The sequence below is a fragment of the Marmoricola sp. URHA0025 HA25 genome (genome assembly GCF_054059435.1).
The window spans coordinates 1,883,537-1,898,354 of record NZ_JBSSCD010000001.1; the positions used below are offsets into that span (position 1 = coordinate 1,883,537).

The window sequence follows — 14,818 nt, forward strand, 5'->3', positions numbered from 1 at the left end:
GCCATGAAACTGGGACTGCAACTGGGCTACTGGGGCGCGCAGCCGCCGCAGGGCGTCGGCGAATTGGTGGTCGCGGCCGAGGAGGCCGGGTTCGACGCCATCTTCACGGCCGAGGCCTGGGGGTCGGACGCCTTCACCCCGCTCGCCTGGTGGGGCCGGGAGACCTCCCGGGTCCGGCTCGGCACCTCCATCGTGCAGATGTCGGGGCGTACGCCGACCAGCATCGCGATGCACGCGCTGACCCTCGACCACCTGTCCGGGGGGCGCGTCGTGCTGGGCATGGGCGTCTCGGGTCCCCAGGTCGTGGAGGGCTGGTACGGGCAGCCCTTCTCGAAGCCGCTCGCCCGCACCCGCGAGGTGGTGGAGATCATCCGCAAGGTGCTCGCCCGCGAGGAAGCGGTGACGAACGACGGCCCGCACTACCCGCTGCCGTACGCCGGCGAGGGGTCGGTGGGGCTGGGCAAGGCGCTGAAGCCGATCGTGCACCCGCTCCGTGCCGACATCCCGATCTGGCTCGGTGCCGAGGGCCCGAAGAACGTCGCCCAGACCGCCGAGATCGCAGACGGCTGGATCCCGATCTTCTACACGCCGAAGTCGGCGGGGATGTACCAGCCGTGGCTGGACGAGGGGTTCGCTCGGCCGGGCGCGCGGCGTACGAGGGCGGACTTCGAGATCGCCGCGACCTGCCACCTGCAGATCACCGAGGACAACGGCGAGTCGAAGCAGGCCGTCATCGACGCGATGAAGCCCTACGTGTCGCTGTACATGGGCGGCATGGGAGCCAAGGAGCAGAACTTCCACAAGCAGGTCTTCGAGCGGATGGGGTACGGCGCCCTCGCCGACGAGGTCCAGGAGCTCTATCTCTCCGGCGAGAAGGACAAGGCCACGGCGCTCATCCCCGACGAGCTGGTCGACGACATGCACATCATCGGGGACGCCGGCTACGTGAAGGAGCGCGCCGCAGAGTGGGAGGCGACCGGGGTCACCACCTTGCTACTCAGCCTCGGGTCGGCCGACGAGATCCGCCGGATCGCGGAAGCGCTGGCCTGATCGCCCGGCTGCATCACGCGATGCAGAACTCGTTGCCCTCGGGGTCGTTCATCACGACGAAGTAGTAGGCGTCGTCCGGATCGTCGTCGCGGAACCGCTGCATCACCGACGCTCCGTGCGCCACGAGCTCGTCGACCTTGGCGTCCACCAGAGCCACCCGGTCGCGGAAGTCCAGGCTGTCGTCGCGCCTGGACGCGTAGAGGTCGAGGTGCAGTCGGTTCTTCCCGGCCTTCTCCTCCGGCACCTCCTGGAACCAGAGCGGGGGCCGCAGGCCGTCGGGGTCGAACAGCCGGTCGCCGAAGGCATCGTCGTCGCCGAGTCGGCGCCGGTAGTGCGCCCACCAGGTCGTCTCTGGCTCGGTGGGCGGCACCGGCACGTAACCGAGAGCCTGGGCCCAGAACCGCGCGAGCAGCACCGGGTCGCGCGCGTCGATGGTCAGCTGGAAGAACACCATGTGCCCACGCTAGGAGCGGGTGGGGACAACCTAGGAGGCTTGTGGGGCCCAGTTGATCTGGACGGGGCTCTTGATGAGGGTCAGCTGGGGCGGTCTTTGTGGCCGGGCTGGTCGTGGTCGGCCGGGTGGGCCGGGTGGGTCGGGGGGTTGGCTGGTGTAGGTGTGTCCGGTCGGGGTGGTGGTCTGGACGGTGTGGCGTGGGTTGGGAATGGTTTTGGCACGCCAGTCGGGGTGTTCCTTGGTGTGGTTGCAGGCTTCGCAGAGGCCTTGGCCGTTGTTGGTGCTGGTGGGGCCGCCTTGGGCGGCTGGGGTGATGTGGTCGGTGTGTCGGATGGGGGCGTCGCACCAGGGGGTGCGGCAGGTCTGGTCGCGGGCGATGAGGAGTTGGCGGCGGGGGCCGTCGAAGAGGCGGCGTCGGGTCTCGATGCCGACCAGGTCACCGGTCTTGGGGTGGGTGAAGAGGCGTCGGATCCAGGCTTTGTCGGCTTGGCGGGTGAGTTGGCGGGCCAGGGTGGCGGGGATGGGTCCGTAGCCGGTCAGGTGGGCCGGCTCCTGGTTGTGGTTGTTGTGGTCGCTGGTCAGGAGGGTGTGGTCGGTGATGATCAGCTGGATCTCGACCGGGGTGCCGACCGCGTGGGTTTGGCCGGTGATGCGTTCGACGAGGGTGTCGGCCATGATCTGGCCCCGGGTCCTGGGATCGCCTTGGGCGCGTTTGTGGTCGGCTTCGCGGGTCAGGGCTGCGTGGCAGGCGACTCCGTGGGCGACGGGCAGGAACGCGGTCAGGTAGGTCATCGTGTCCGGGGCGGGGCGGAGCCCGGTCCGCCGGTCGGCGTGGGCTCCGCGGATTCGGCGGATTGCGGAGCCGGGGTCGAGGCGGTAGCCGATCGCGCGGGCGAGGTTGGCGACCTTGCGGTCCCCGGCGGTGTGCAGTTTCCCGGCCAGTTGGTGGTCGACCTGGATCCGGTCGGCTCTGGCCAGGACGGCGGTCTCGCGGGCGATCAGGGTGGCCCGCCACTCACTGATCTGCCCGGCGGTCAACGCGGCCAGGGTGTGGGGGAGCTCGCCGACCAGGGCCTTGGCCAGGCCGAGGTGTTGGGCGCCGCGGACCGGGGACTCCTGGCGGGCCAGCGCGATCTCGGCGGCCAGGCCGCGCCCACGTTGCTCGGCCGGGATCCCGGCAGCGGCTTCACGGGCGGCACGCTGCTCGGCCAGGGTGACGCTGCACCTGGCTTGGGCCGCGGCCAGTGCGGACTTGAGCTGCTCCATCAGCCCGATGTGGTCGATCAGCTGCGCCTCGGTCAGCCCGGTGCCGTTGTGGGCGGCGAGCCGGTCCAGTGCGTCCCGCAGGTCGGCGGTGGTCGGTGCGGGCGGCAGGGCGCGGTCAGCGGTGGCTGCGTCGCCGGTGCCCGAGATCATGGCGACAGTCTATCGAACATATGTTCGAACCGTCAATCGGATCGGCCAAGTTTCTTCGCCGATTTCTGGCTGGCCGGCCGAGGTTTCGAGACGGTCGCTGCGCGACCTCCTCAACCACCGGGGTCGGGTCCCTGCACCATCTCACGGGGTCTCGTCTGATCGCGCGCGAGCTCGCTGCTCGACCAGCTGGGGTCCGGACTGCACCCGACCGCAGAACCCAGCCCGGCGGCGTACTCCTCCTCGCTGCCAAGAACCCAGCCACGCTGGGAGGTGAGGTCTCGTCTGATCGTTCGCGAGCTCGCTGCTCGACCACCAGTGGCTGGGCGCGCACCCGACCGCAGAACCCAGCCCCGCGGCGTACTCCTCCTTGCTGCCAAGAACCCAGCCACGCGGGGAGGTGAGGTCTCGTCTGATCGCTCGCGAGCTCGCTGCTCGACCACCTGGGGCTGAGTTCCTGCCCCATCTCGCCGGGTCTCGTCTGATCGCTCGCAGGCTCGCTGCTCGACCACCTGGGGCTTGGGACCGCACCCGACCGCAGAACCCAGTCACGCGGCGTACTCCTCCTCGCTGCCGAGAACCCAGCCACGCTGGGAGGTGAGGTCTCGTCTGATCGCTGCTCGACCACCTGGGGCCCGGTCCCTGCCCGCTCTCACCGGGTCTCGTCCGATCGCTCGCCCGCTCGCACGCTTGACCACCACCGCCCGCGCGGCCGTTGCCCGAAACCTAGAACACGTTCTAGTGTGCTCGCATGGAGACGGCGGCTGACGAGAACCTGCGCACGGGCACGCACAACGGGCATCTGATGGTGGCGGCGCTCAAGCGTCACCGGCAGAAGCCGGTGATGTACCTGGGCGACACCACGCTGACCGGTGGTGAGGTCGCCGCCCGGATCAGCCAGTACATCCAGGCGTTCGAGGCGCTTGCGCCGCGAACGGCCCCGACCGACGAGATGCCGCCGGGTGCGCTGCTCGCGCTGAACCGCCCGGAGGTGCTCTTCATCCTCGGCGCCGGCCAGACCCAGGGCTACCGGCGTACGTCGCTGCACCCGCTCGGCTCCGCCGACGACCACGCCTACGTCATCAACGACGCCGGCATCACGACCCTGATCATCGACCCGTACTTCGCCGAGCGGGCGCTGGCGCTGCTCGAGAAGTGCCCGGGCCTCACCCAGGTGCTCACCATCGGACCGGTGCCGGACGAGGTCGCGAAAGCGGCCGCCGACAGCGGCCGGACGACGGCCGACCTGGTTGCGACGGCCGCGACGTTCGCGCCACAGCCGCTCACAGCCAGGCTGCTCCCGCCCGACCACATCGTGTCGATCACCTACACCGGCGGCACCACCGGGAAGCCCAAGGGCGTGATCGGTACGTCGCAGGCGATGAACACCATGGCGCAGATCCAGCTCGCCGAGTGGGAGTGGCCGGAGAGCCCCCGCTTCCTGATGTGCACGCCGCTGTCGCACGCCGGCGCTGCCTTCTTCGTCCCGACGGTGATCAAGGGCGGCTGCCTGTACGTGCTGTCGAGGTTCGACCCGGCCGAGGTGCTCGAGACCATCGAGCGGGAGCGGATCACCGCGACGATGCTGGTGCCGTCGATGCTGTACGCGCTGCTCGACCACCCCGACTCCCACACCCGCGACCTGTCGTCGCTCGAGACCGTCTACTACGGCGCGTCCGCGATCAACCCGGTGCGGCTCAAGGAGGCGATCGAGCGGCTGGGGCCGATCTTCGCCCAGTACTACGGGCAGTCCGAGGCGCCGATGGTGATCAGCTACCTCGCCAAGGCCGACCACGTCCCAAGCGGCACGACGGCCGACCTCGCAGGCGTTCCGCAACGACTGTCCTCCTGCGGGCGTCCGTCGGTCTTCCTGCGCACGGCACTCCTCGACGAGGAGGGGAACCCCGTGCCGCAGGGTGAGCCGGGGGAGATCTGCGTCGCCGGCCCACTGCTGGCCGGCGGCTACTGGAACCTGCCCGACGAGACCGCAGCGACGTTCCGCGACGGCTGGATGCACACCGGCGACGTGGCTCGTGAGGACGAGGACGGCTTCTGGTACATCGTCGACCGGACCAAGGACATGATCGTCACCGGTGGCTTCAACGTGTTCCCGCGCGAGGTGGAGGACGTCATCGCCGAGCACCCGGCGATCGCCCAGGTGGGCGTCATCGGTACGCCGGACGAGAAGTGGGGCGAGGCGGTCACGGCGATCGTCGTACTCCGTGAAGGACACGAGCTGACCGACCAGGTCGTCGCCGAGATCCAGGCCTCGGTGAAGGAGCGCAAGGGCGCCGTCCAGTCACCCAAGCAGGTGATCGCGACCGACGCCCTACCGCTCACCGGGCTCGGCAAGCCGGACAAGAAGGCGTTGCGCGCGCAGTACTGGGCCGGTCAGGAGCGCAGCGTCGGCTGACCCGTCCGGGCTATGGCCCCGGTGAGCGCCGGGTGGGACGGTGGCGAGATGGTCGCGACTGCACCCCGGGACCTCTCGGGCCACCCGGCCGCCCCTGACGTCCCGATGTCCCTGCGGGCGCGGCTCCGTGCCGTCCGCACCTTCCACACCGGCATCGTGGAGATCGCCGCTGCCGGTGGGCCGGTCACGACGGTGCGCCTCGGGCCGCGGCGCTTCGTGCCTCCCTTCGCGGTGGTCACCTCTCCGCAGGGCGCGCACGACGTGCTCGCCGGCTCGGACGGGACCTTCGACAAGGAGATGATCGTCCACGTCCAGACCCGTTGGCTCGGGACCAACGTGTTCGACCTCCCGCACGAACCCTGGAAGGCGCGGCGACGGGCGCTCCAGCCGGCGTTCACCAAGAAGCGTGTCTCGGAGTACGCCGGCCACATGGCCCAAGTGGCCGACGAACGCGCCACGGCGCTGATCGGGCAGGGACTGGTCGACCTCGACGAGGAGATGCGTCGCCTGACCCTCCACGTCGTCGGCAGGTCGGTGTTCGGCCTGGACCTCGGGGAGCACTCCCACGATCTCGGGCCACATGTCCGTCGGGCGTTGCAGTGGGTGACCAACCGGTCGCTCCGGCCGGTCCGTTCTCCGGCGTGGCTCCCGACGCCCGCGCGGTGGCGCCTGCATCGTTCACTGGCCGCGATCCGTGCCGTGGTCGACCAGGCGATAGACAGTGCGCTCTCGGACCCGGACAAGGACGCCCAGCTCGTCCGGCTTCTCCTCGACGCGACCGACCCCGAGACAGGCCGGCCACTCGACCGCGAGGCGATCCGCGACGAGCTGATCGTGTTCCTGCTCGCCGGTCACGACACGACCGCGACGACGCTTGCCTACGCTCTGTGGGCTCTCGGGCGGCGCCCGGAGCTCCAGGACCGCGTCGCTGCCGAAGCCGCAGCACTGGGCGACCGACCGCTCACCGTGGAGGACGTTGCGCTCCTGCCGTACACCGTCCAGGTGCTGCACGAGACCCTGCGGATCTGTCCGCCGGCACCCGCGATCGGCCGGCTGGCGATGACCGACGCCGTGGTGGACGGCTATCTCGTCCCCGCGGGCACCAATGTGGTGGTGGGCGCCTACGCGCTCCATCACGACCCGGCGCTGTGGGCCGAGCCGTCCCGGTTCGACCCGGACCGGTTCAGTGCCGACCGGATGAAGTCGGTCGACCGCTGGCAGTACCTGCCGTTCGGGGCCGGCCCCCGGTCGTGCATTGCGGACCACTTCGCGATGCTCGAGGCGACACTGGGACTGGCGACGATGGTCCGGGCGGCGCGGTTCGACTCTGTCGAGCCCGAGTTCCCGCTGGCGCTGCCCTTCACGATGACCGCGGCCGGACCGATCCCGGCCCGCGTGCGCGCCCGGGTCGCGACGCACGCAACCGCGGTGTCCGGCTAGCTGGACACCGCGGTCACGTTCCCCCGTCACCCCGTCAGCTGGTCGGGCAGAGCGGCACGTTCGAGTTGTACGTCTCGAAGAGGTTGATCGGGTTGTCCCGCCAGATCCAGGCGTGCAGGGTCCACAGGCCCAGGTCCGGGTTCGGGATCATCCTCTGGCCCAGGAACACCGGGGCTGTGGCCGAGTCGGACATCTTCACGAGGTACTCGACGGCGACCAGCTTGATCGACCCGCTGCGGACCTCGTAGACGAGCGCCTCCGGGTGCTTGCGGTCGAGGGCGCCGCCGTCGTTCAGGAGGGTGCCGTTGACCAGGTGGGTGCCCATGCCCTGACCGGTGCTCGGGCTGTCGAAGCAGGGCAGTCCCGGGTCGGCGTACCCGTCCTGGTTGGCCGCGGCGACGGAGTGGTACTTCGCGGTGGCGACCCGGACGTCCTCGAGCCGGTTGCCGTGCGCCTGCGCGGAGCCGACCGAGATCGCGGTGACCAGCAGCCCCAGCGGGAGAACCCAGCGGAGCGCCTTGAGTGCGGTGCGCGCCATGGTCAGACCCCTTCCTGGACCTGGTAGATCTCGTCGGCGACGAGGCCGTGGGCGTCGCGGTGGACCGTGTTGGCGGCCTCCGCGTCGGGCGCGTCGACGAGGCAGAAGATCTTGCCCTGGCCCTCGTCGACCCAGTAGCGCAGGTACTGCACGTCGTGGTCGCCCTGCTGGGCCAGGTCGGCCTGGTGGGCCTTGGCTACGTCGTCGATGCCGACGCCGCCTTCCATGTGGTGGATGTCCATGAAGAGTGGCATGTCGTGCTCCTTGGTTGAGGTGATGTCTGGACGCTAGGTCCGGTGGGTGCGGCACCGGATCCGTGACGGATGCCCAGGTTGGCCGCGCGGACTACCTACGTCGGGAAGCACGCAGCGGTTCCGGAGTGCTCCGGAACCGCTGCACGGGATCGCGTCGTCGGTGGATCGTCACCGGCCGGAGCGCAGGTCCGCGAGAGCTGCCCAGACGTTCGTCGCGTGGGAGTCGTTGACGAGCTGGGCGAGGGCGATCGGCGTGCCGACGAACGTCATCGGGTCGGCCGGCAGCTTGGTGGCCTGCGCCGGGCTCGCCAGCAGGAGAGCGGTCAGGGCGAACAGGCCGGCGGCTGCGACGGCGAAGCTGCGCTGGGTGTGGGCGATGGTTTCCATGATGGGCTCCTTTGTCGGGGTGGTGCTTTCGACGTTAGGAGCCGCGACGGGTTGTCGAGATCCGTGACGACATGCCCAGGTTGGCCCGAGCCCTGCCTAGGTTCCGGAGGCGACGCCGTGGGCGGCGGCCTCGGCCCGGTTTGATACACCCAATTTGGCAAGGATCGACGAGACGTGGTGGTCGACGGTGCGCGTCGACAGGAAGAGCCGCTCGGCGATCTCCGCGTTCGTCATCCCTTCACGCAGCTCGTCGAGGACCTCCGCCTCCCGGGCGGTGAGGCCTGCCGGATGGGCCGCCGTGGTCGAGCGTGGCCCTCGCTGGGCGGGCAGGCGGATGCCGCGGTCCTGGAGCAGCTGCCGGACGTTCCTCACCGCGGGCGCTGCTCCGAGTGCCGTGAAGATCTCGAGTGCTCGCTTCATGGGCTCCGGCTCGCCGGTCCAGGTCAGCGCCACGGCCTCCTCGAAGGGACAGCCGATCTCCCGCCAGGCGTCCGCTGCCTCGGCGTACCGGCCGGCGAGCTCGAGTGAGTACGGCGCAGCCAGCTTCCGATCCAGGTCGACGCGATGGCCCAGGCGCGCGAGCCAGGCGCTCAGCTCGCCGTGCGCGCACGGATTGTCGGTGAGACCGCGCTGGTAGACCTCGTGCACCTTGGGTGTGACGAGGGTCGAGTCGCCCGTGAGCCAAGCGGCCTCCACCGCGGCCGTCGCGATCTGGACGAGCAAGAGGGTCTCGTCATTGGCCTCACCGAGCTGCCAGATCTCCGCCAACCACGCCCGGGCCCCCGCCTGCCCGAGCCGGAAGCCGGCGCGGGTCAGACCGATGCCGAGGACCATCCGGGTGACCGGCGAGGTGGTCTCCGCCATGGTCTGCTGGGCCCGCTCCATCGCCTGGAGGTTCTGGCCCCGGCGGAGCAGCTCGGCGACCTTCCACGCGCGGAGGTACGCGCTGTAGGTGTGCTGCTCGTGGTCGAGCGCGAAGGTGAGCGCCTCGTCGTACAGGTCGGAGAACTCGTCCAACCGGAGCATCTCGACCATGCACTCGTGAAGGTTCGCGTACACGCAGGCCGCGAGAGTCGCGTTGCCCGAGCGCAGGCCGAGCTCGAGCGCTGCCGCGAGGTCGTCGAACGGGTCCTCTCCGAGGGCGAAGTCGAGGCACGCCTTGCCCATGAGTGCACGACCGACCAGCGCGTCGTCGCCCAGGTCCTTGCTGATCCGCGTGCACTCTTCCATCGCTGCCCGCCGGTCCTCGGCCGCGACGTGGTCGGCGAAGCCCCGGATATAGAAGGCCCACGCGCGTTCCTCGCAGTCGTCGGCTTCGCGCATGAGCTCGTAGACCTCGTCCTCGGCAGCCCGACGCTCCTCCGAGCGGCACAGGCGCGCCAGGCAGAGTCCGTACCGGCGCAGGCAGTGGCTCAACGACACCCGGTCGTCGAAGGTCCTGCGCAGGCTGACCACCTGGTGCCACAGCTGGGCGGCCTCGGCCGACTCGTCCCGTGCGGAGAGCGACTCGGCGAGCGCCTCCAGGAGATCGGCGTGGTCCTCGGGGGTGAGCCGGTCGGCGTGGTGCAGTGCCCGGCGGAACTGGACGATCGCCTCACGATGGGAGTTCGCCTCGGCCGCGGCGCGACCGGCGACCGGGGCGTGCCGGAGCACGGCCTCGGCGTCGTCGCACGCGACGGCGTGGTGTGCGAGCTCGGCCGCGTCAGCGCCGTCGCGCTCGAGCGCGAGCAGCGCGATCCGGTGCAGCTCCCTGGCCTGCACCTGGGGTACGCCGTGCTCGACTGCCCGGCGCGTCAGCTCGTGGCGGAACGTGAAGGACCCGTCAGGGCCGGCGACGAGCGTGCCCGAGGCCGTGCACTCGTCGAGCGCCCCCGGCACCACTCCGGCAACTGCAGCCACGAGGCCGGCCGATGACGGGCGCCCGAGGATCGCCGCGGCGGCGAGCATGCGCTGGGCCGGTGCGGAGTGGTCGAGGACGCGGCTGCGCACGACGTCGGCGACCGACGGCGGCACGACGTCCGAGGTGTTCGCGAGCAGCTCGGTGACCAGGAACGGGTTGCCCCCCGTGAGCGAGAGCACCTCGGCGGCGTCGCGCTCGCCGCTGAGGCTGCGCACCGCGTCGAGGCCGAGGGGCGCGAGCGCCATCCGGCGGGTGGAGCCGTGGGCGACCACCTTGCCGATCACGCTCGCCAGGTCGTTGTCCGAGCCCGGCTCTGCGTCGCGGTAGGTCGCGATCACCAGGGCGCGTGCCCGCCCGACGCGGCGCGCGACGTACGCGAGCCAGTCCAGCGTCGCCCCGTCGGCCCAGTGCAGGTCCTCCACCACGATCCCGACCGGACCCTCGTCGCCGGTGAGGAGCTCCACGAAGGCGGAGAACAGCTCGTTGCGGTCGGCGTCGGTCGAGAACAGCTCGCGCAGCCGACCACCGGCCGCGGTGGCGATCTCGTGCAGCGGGCCCAGCGGTCGGGGCGTGAACCCGCCGTCGCAGGCACCCCAGAGCCATCGCAGGTCACTCCGCGTCCTGCAGAACTCGTCGACCAACGAGGTCTTGCCGATCCCCGCCTCGCCGGTGACCAGGACGAGCCGGCCGTTGCCCGAGGCGGCATCCGTCGCGTAGTCACCGAGCGCATCGAGGAACGGCTCGCGTTCGAGCAGCGTCGTCCCAGCCGTGGTCATGCTCTCTTCGGGGCCGCGCTCGCGGCCTCGACCCTGCTGCTCACGCCCAGCTTGGCGAGGATCGAGGAGACGTGGTGGTCGACCGTCCGGGGCGAGAGGAACAGCCGCTGGGCGATCTCTGCGTTCGTCATCCCTTCCCGCAGCTCGTCGAGCACCTCCGCCTCCCGGGCGGTGAGGCCGGCCGGGTGGGCTGCGGTCGCGGCCCGTGGTCCGCGCGGCGACGGGACCCTGATGCCCTTTGCCTGGAGCAGTCGGCGGACGTTCGCGGCCGCGGGTGCTGCCTCGAGATGGGTGAAGATCTCCAGGGCGCTCGTCATCGAGTCCGGGTCGCCCGCCGACATGAGCGCGACGGCCTCCTCGAAGGGACAGCCGATCTCGTGCCAGGCCTGGGCTGCCTCGGCGTACCGGCCGGCGAGCTCGAGCGAGTACGGCGGGCTGACGGCGCGATCGGGATCGACCGGATGTCCCAGGCGGCTCAACCAGCTGGTCAGGTCTCCGTGGACCCAGGGGTCGTCGACGAGCCCCCGTCGATAGACGTCCACGACCTCTTCGGTCACCAGGGCGGGATCGCCGGTCAGCCACGCCGCTTCCGCGGCGACCGTCGCGACCTGGACCAGCCAGAACGTCTCGTCGTTGCCCCTCACCAAGGGCCACAGCTCGTCGAGCCACTCCTGGGCCTCGGGGCGCCCGAGCCTGAACCCGGCGCGGCAGACGCCGAGGAGCAGGTACATCCGGTTCACCGGGGACACGGTCTCCTGCATCGTGGCGAGAGCCAGCTCGACGGCCTCCCGGTTCCGGCCGCGACGCACCAGCTCCGCCACGTGAGCACCCCGCATGCACAGGCTGTACGTGTGCTGCTCGTGGTCGAGGCAGTAGCTCAGGCCCTCCTGGTAGCGGTCTGAGTAGGCGTCGAGCCTGAGCTGGTCGATGGAGTTCTCGTACAGGTTCACGTAGCCGCTGGCAGCGAGGTAAGGGTCCCCAGCGCGCAGGGCGTGGTCGAGCGCCTGCTCGAGCAGGTCGTAGTCGATGATGCCGGACAGTCCGTCGAGGCTCGCCTTTCCGGTCAGGGCCCGCGCCATCAATGCGTGGTCGTCGAGGTCCTTGGCGATCCGGGCGCAGTCGTCGAGCAGTGATCGTCGTTCTTCGGTCGGCAGGTCGAAGGAGTTGGCGCGGAAGTACAGGGAGAGCGCCCGTTCGGCGGAGTCGTCGGCGTCGCGCATCAGCGCGAAGGACTCGTCCCGGGCTGCGAGGAACTCGTCGTTGCGGCAGAGCCGCCACGCGCAGATGCCGTAGAAGCGCAGGCACCGGCTCAGCGCAACCGGGTCGTCGAGCTGTCTGCGGCGCGCCACCACCTCTCGCCACGGCTCCTCGGCCTCGGCCCACTGGTCACGGGCGGAGAGGGACTGGGCGAGAGCCTCCACGAGATCGGCGTGCTCGTCCGGTTCGAGCTGATCCGCGTGCTGGAGTGCCCGGCGGAACTGGACGATCGCCTCGCGGTGGGCGCTGGCCCGGGCGGCGGCATGGCCCGCTCGGGGGGCGTGCCGCAGCACGGCGTCGACGTCCGAGCACGCCGCGGCGTGGTGCGCCAGCTCCGCAGGGTCCCTGCCGTCGCGTTCGAGGGCCATCAGGGCGATCCGGTGCAGCTCGGTGGCCTGCATGGGAGGCACGCCCTGCTCGACGGCCCGCCGCGTGAGCTCGTGGCGGAAGGCGAACGTCCCGTCGCGGGCTACCAGGGTGCCGGAGGCGATGCACTCGTCCAGGGCGGTGGGCGAGACCCCGGCGACAGCGGCCAGCATCGAGGCCGGCGCCGGACGGCCCAGGACGGCCGCGGAGGCCAGCATGCGCCGGGCGGCCGCGGAGTGGTCGAGCACGCGGCTGCGTACGACGTCGGCGACCGAGGGAGGGATGGTCCCCGAGCTGGAGGCGAGCACCTCGGTGACGAGGAACGGGTTGCCGCCGGTGACCATGAGCACCTCGTTCGCGTCACGCTCGCCGCTCAGGCTGCGCACCGCATCCAGGCCGAGCGGCGGGAGGGCCATCCGGCGCGTCGAGGCGTGCCCTGCGAGCTTGCCGATCACCGCGGGGAGGAGGTCGTCGGCGCCCGGCTCGGCGTCGCGGTAGCTGACGACCACGAGCGCGCGGGCACGGCCCAAGCGCCGGGACACGTAGGAGAGCCAGTCGAGCGTCGCCTCGTCGGCCCAGTGCAGGTCCTCGAGGACGACGCCCACCGGACCGTCGCGGCCCTCGAGGAGCTCCGCGAACGCGGCGAAGAGCTCGTTGCGGTCGGCAGCAGGGGAGCAGAGCTCGCGCAGCCGGCCGCCGACTTCGGTGGCGATGTCGTGCAGCGGCCCCAAAGGACGTGGCGTGAAACCACCGTCGCAGGCACCCCACAGCCAGCGCAGGTCAGGGCGCGACGCGCGGAACGCGTCGATCAGCGCGGTCTTGCCGATCCCCGCCTCACCGGTGACCAGGACCAGGCGACCGTTGCCCGAGGCGGCGTCTGCGGCGTAGTCGCCGAGAGCATCGAGGAACAGCTCACGTTCGAGCAGCTCCATCGGTCGAGTGTAGGACGTCCGGGCGCTCAGGCGCCTTCGACGACCGGGAACACGTCGTCGGCCACGAGTCCGTGCGACATCCGGTGGACGGTGTTGGCAGCCTCGGCGTCCGGGGCGTCGACGAGGCAGAAGATCTTCCCGTTCGCCTCGTCCACCCAGTACTGCCGGTAGTCGACCCCGTGGTCGCCCTGGATCTTCAGGTCTTCCTCGTGGGCCTTGGCGACGTCCTCGGCCTTCACGCCCGGGACGTTGTGGACATCCATGAACAGCGGCATGGCACTTCCCCCTTGTGGATTGACTCCCCGGATCAGGCTAAGTGGCTGGCGGCCCGATCGCACTAGTCAGTTCGGGTCACCCGGCCAGGAAGGAGAACCTGACCTCCCGCTCGGCGTTGTCCACGTTCAGGTCGACCAGGCAGATGCTCTGCCAGGTGCCGAGCAGGAGCCTGCCGCCGGCCACGGGGACGGTCGCGTACGGCGGCACGAAGGCGGGCATCACGTGGGAACGTCCGTGCCCGGGGGTGCCGTGCCGGTGGCGCCAGCGGTCGTCGGCCGGCAGGAGGTCGCCGAGCGCGGTGAGCAGGTCTTCGTCGCTGCCGGCGCCGGTCTCGATGATCGCGATCCCTGCGGTCGCGTGCGGGACGAAGAGGTGGAGCAGCCCGTCGCCCTTGTCCGCGACGTACGAGGCGGCGTCGCTGGTGAGGTCGAGGACCGTGTCGCGGTCTCCGGTCGTGTAGGAACGAGTCTCGGTGTCCATGCGACCGACGGTAGTGAGGGTTTCGACTGGCTCAGCCACCGGTGGCGGACAGCGTCGACGCGCAGGCCCTCAGGAGCCGGTGAAGTTCGGCTTCCTCTTCTCGGCGAAGGCGCGGGGACCTTCCTTGGCATCCGCGGACCTGAAGACCGCGGCGCCGACCTTGGCGTCGTCCGCCCAGCAGTCGTTCTCGTGCCGGCCCTCGGAGTCGCGCACGGTCTTGAGGATCGCCTGGACCGCGAGCGGGCCGTTGGCGCAGATGAGGTCGGCGATCTCGTGTGCCTTCGCCAGCGCCTGTCCGTCCGGTACGACGTGCCCGATGAGGCCGAGCTCCTTCGCCTCGGCCGCGGTGATGTGCCGCCCGGTGAGGAGCAGGTCCATCGCGACCGTCTGCGGGATCTGCCGGGGGAGCCGCACCACCGAGCCCCCGAGCGGGTAGAGGCTCCAGCGCGCCTCCGAGATGCCGAACTTCGCCGACTCGCCGGCCACCCGGATGTCGGTGGCCGTGAGGATCTCTGTCCCTCCCGCGATCGCCGGGCCCTCGACGGCGGCGATCAGCGGCTTGGTGAGCCGGTAGCCCTTGAGCAGCGACTTGATCACGGTCGGGTCGTAGGCGCCGGACTCGAACGACTCCGAGGGCGGCCGCTTGTTCATCGACTTCAGGTCCGCGCCGGCGCAGAAGTAGCCGCCCGCCCCGGTGAGGATCACGACCCGGACCTCGGGGTCGCTGTCCGCGCGCTCCCAGGCCTGCTCCATCAGCGCGAGCATGTCCCCGGACAGGGCGTTGCGTGCCTCCGGCCGGTTCATCGTCACGACCAGCTTGTGACCGTCGAGCTCGACCAGGGCGTGCGGTTCGGTGCCCGTCTGCGGGGCGGTGTCCGTCAT

General features: G+C 70.7%; 13 protein-coding genes. 3 read left to right on the forward strand and 10 right to left on the reverse strand.

Features of this window, described 5'->3' with window-relative positions:
- Positions 1-3 precede the first annotated feature (3 nt).
- Positions 4-1,050: an LLM class F420-dependent oxidoreductase gene (locus ACVW00_RS09205; RefSeq protein WP_457110602.1), complete on the forward strand. Its 1,047-nt coding sequence runs from the start codon at positions 4-6 to the stop codon at positions 1,048-1,050.
- A gap of 13 nt (positions 1,051-1,063) precedes the next feature.
- On the opposite strand, the gene ACVW00_RS09210 is transcribed toward ACVW00_RS09205, so the two are convergent.
- On the reverse strand, positions 1,064-1,504 hold the full coding sequence (locus tag ACVW00_RS09210; protein WP_457110603.1) for a VOC family protein: 441 nt from the start codon (positions 1,502-1,504) through the stop codon (positions 1,064-1,066).
- Positions 1,505-1,534: 30 nt separating this feature from the next.
- The gene (locus ACVW00_RS09215; RefSeq protein WP_457110604.1) at positions 1,535-2,920 is read right to left on the reverse strand and encodes a DUF222 domain-containing protein; all 1,386 of its coding nucleotides are present in this window, start codon (positions 2,918-2,920) and stop codon (positions 1,535-1,537) included.
- A gap of 748 nt (positions 2,921-3,668) precedes the next feature.
- Here ACVW00_RS09215 and fadD8 point away from each other — a divergent pair.
- Together fadD8 and ACVW00_RS09225 are read left to right on the forward strand one after the other, a co-directional pair.
- Positions 3,669-5,330, forward strand: coding sequence for a fatty-acid--CoA ligase FadD8 (fadD8, locus tag ACVW00_RS09220; protein WP_457110605.1), 1,662 nt, complete (start codon positions 3,669-3,671; stop codon positions 5,328-5,330).
- Positions 5,331-5,378: 48 nt separating this feature from the next.
- Positions 5,379-6,770 (forward strand): cytochrome P450, encoded by a 1,392-nt coding sequence (locus ACVW00_RS09225; RefSeq protein WP_457110606.1) that lies wholly within the window; start codon positions 5,379-5,381, stop codon positions 6,768-6,770.
- Between the two features lie 34 nt (positions 6,771-6,804).
- On the opposite strand, the gene ACVW00_RS09230 is transcribed toward ACVW00_RS09225, so the two are convergent.
- From ACVW00_RS09230 to ACVW00_RS09265, 8 genes are all read right to left on the reverse strand, one after another.
- Complete coding sequence (locus ACVW00_RS09230; protein ID WP_457110607.1) at positions 6,805-7,308, reverse strand: hypothetical protein; 504 nt, start codon at positions 7,306-7,308, stop codon at positions 6,805-6,807.
- Between the two features lie 2 nt (positions 7,309-7,310).
- A complete protein-coding gene (locus tag ACVW00_RS09235) occupies positions 7,311-7,562 on the reverse strand; it encodes a DUF4242 domain-containing protein (protein ID WP_457110608.1) in 252 nt (83 codons plus the stop codon).
- A gap of 168 nt (positions 7,563-7,730) precedes the next feature.
- The gene (locus ACVW00_RS09240) at positions 7,731-7,949 is read right to left on the reverse strand and encodes a hypothetical protein (protein WP_457110609.1); all 219 of its coding nucleotides are present in this window, start codon (positions 7,947-7,949) and stop codon (positions 7,731-7,733) included.
- Positions 7,950-8,045: 96 nt separating this feature from the next.
- Positions 8,046-10,625, reverse strand: coding sequence for an ATP-binding protein (locus tag ACVW00_RS09245; RefSeq protein ID WP_457110610.1), 2,580 nt, complete (start codon positions 10,623-10,625; stop codon positions 8,046-8,048).
- Positions 10,622-13,180 (reverse strand): ATP-binding protein, encoded by a 2,559-nt coding sequence (locus ACVW00_RS09250; RefSeq protein ID WP_457110611.1) that lies wholly within the window; start codon positions 13,178-13,180, stop codon positions 10,622-10,624. The genes ACVW00_RS09245 and ACVW00_RS09250 overlap by 4 nt, the downstream gene beginning before the upstream one ends.
- A gap of 26 nt (positions 13,181-13,206) precedes the next feature.
- The gene (locus ACVW00_RS09255; RefSeq protein ID WP_457110612.1) at positions 13,207-13,455 is read right to left on the reverse strand and encodes a DUF4242 domain-containing protein; all 249 of its coding nucleotides are present in this window, start codon (positions 13,453-13,455) and stop codon (positions 13,207-13,209) included.
- A 76-nt stretch (positions 13,456-13,531) separates the two neighbouring features.
- Positions 13,532-13,936, reverse strand: coding sequence for a YjbQ family protein (locus tag ACVW00_RS09260; protein WP_457110613.1), 405 nt, complete (start codon positions 13,934-13,936; stop codon positions 13,532-13,534).
- 69 nt (positions 13,937-14,005) lie between these two features.
- Positions 14,006-14,818 (reverse strand): crotonase/enoyl-CoA hydratase family protein, encoded by an 813-nt coding sequence (locus ACVW00_RS09265; protein ID WP_457110614.1) that lies wholly within the window; start codon positions 14,816-14,818, stop codon positions 14,006-14,008.

Bases quoted from the DNA above. Each gene is read 5' to 3' on its own strand.
- ACVW00_RS09250 (WP_457110611.1), bottom strand. From the start codon at position 13,180: ATGGAGCTGCTCGAACGTGAGCTGTTCCTCGATGCTCTCGGCGACTAC.
- ACVW00_RS09215 (WP_457110604.1), bottom strand. From the start codon at position 2,920: ATGATCTCGGGCACCGGCGACGCAGCCACCGCTGACCGCGCCCTGCCG.
- ACVW00_RS09260 (WP_457110613.1), bottom strand. From the start codon at position 13,936: ATGGACACCGAGACTCGTTCCTACACGACCGGAGACCGCGACACGGTC.
- ACVW00_RS09235 (WP_457110608.1), bottom strand. From the start codon at position 7,562: ATGCCACTCTTCATGGACATCCACCACATGGAAGGCGGCGTCGGCATC.
- ACVW00_RS09225 (WP_457110606.1), top strand. From the start codon at position 5,379: ATGGTCGCGACTGCACCCCGGGACCTCTCGGGCCACCCGGCCGCCCCT.
- ACVW00_RS09255 (WP_457110612.1), bottom strand. From the start codon at position 13,455: ATGCCGCTGTTCATGGATGTCCACAACGTCCCGGGCGTGAAGGCCGAG.
- ACVW00_RS09245 (WP_457110610.1), bottom strand. From the start codon at position 10,625: ATGACCACGGCTGGGACGACGCTGCTCGAACGCGAGCCGTTCCTCGAT.
- ACVW00_RS09240 (WP_457110609.1), bottom strand. From the start codon at position 7,949: ATGGAAACCATCGCCCACACCCAGCGCAGCTTCGCCGTCGCAGCCGCC.
- ACVW00_RS09210 (WP_457110603.1), bottom strand. From the start codon at position 1,504: ATGGTGTTCTTCCAGCTGACCATCGACGCGCGCGACCCGGTGCTGCTC.
- fadD8 (WP_457110605.1), top strand. From the start codon at position 3,669: ATGGAGACGGCGGCTGACGAGAACCTGCGCACGGGCACGCACAACGGG.
- ACVW00_RS09230 (WP_457110607.1), bottom strand. From the start codon at position 7,308: ATGGCGCGCACCGCACTCAAGGCGCTCCGCTGGGTTCTCCCGCTGGGG.
- ACVW00_RS09205 (WP_457110602.1), top strand. From the start codon at position 4: ATGAAACTGGGACTGCAACTGGGCTACTGGGGCGCGCAGCCGCCGCAG.
- ACVW00_RS09265 (WP_457110614.1), bottom strand. From the start codon at position 14,818: ATGACGGACACCGCCCCGCAGACGGGCACCGAACCGCACGCCCTGGTC.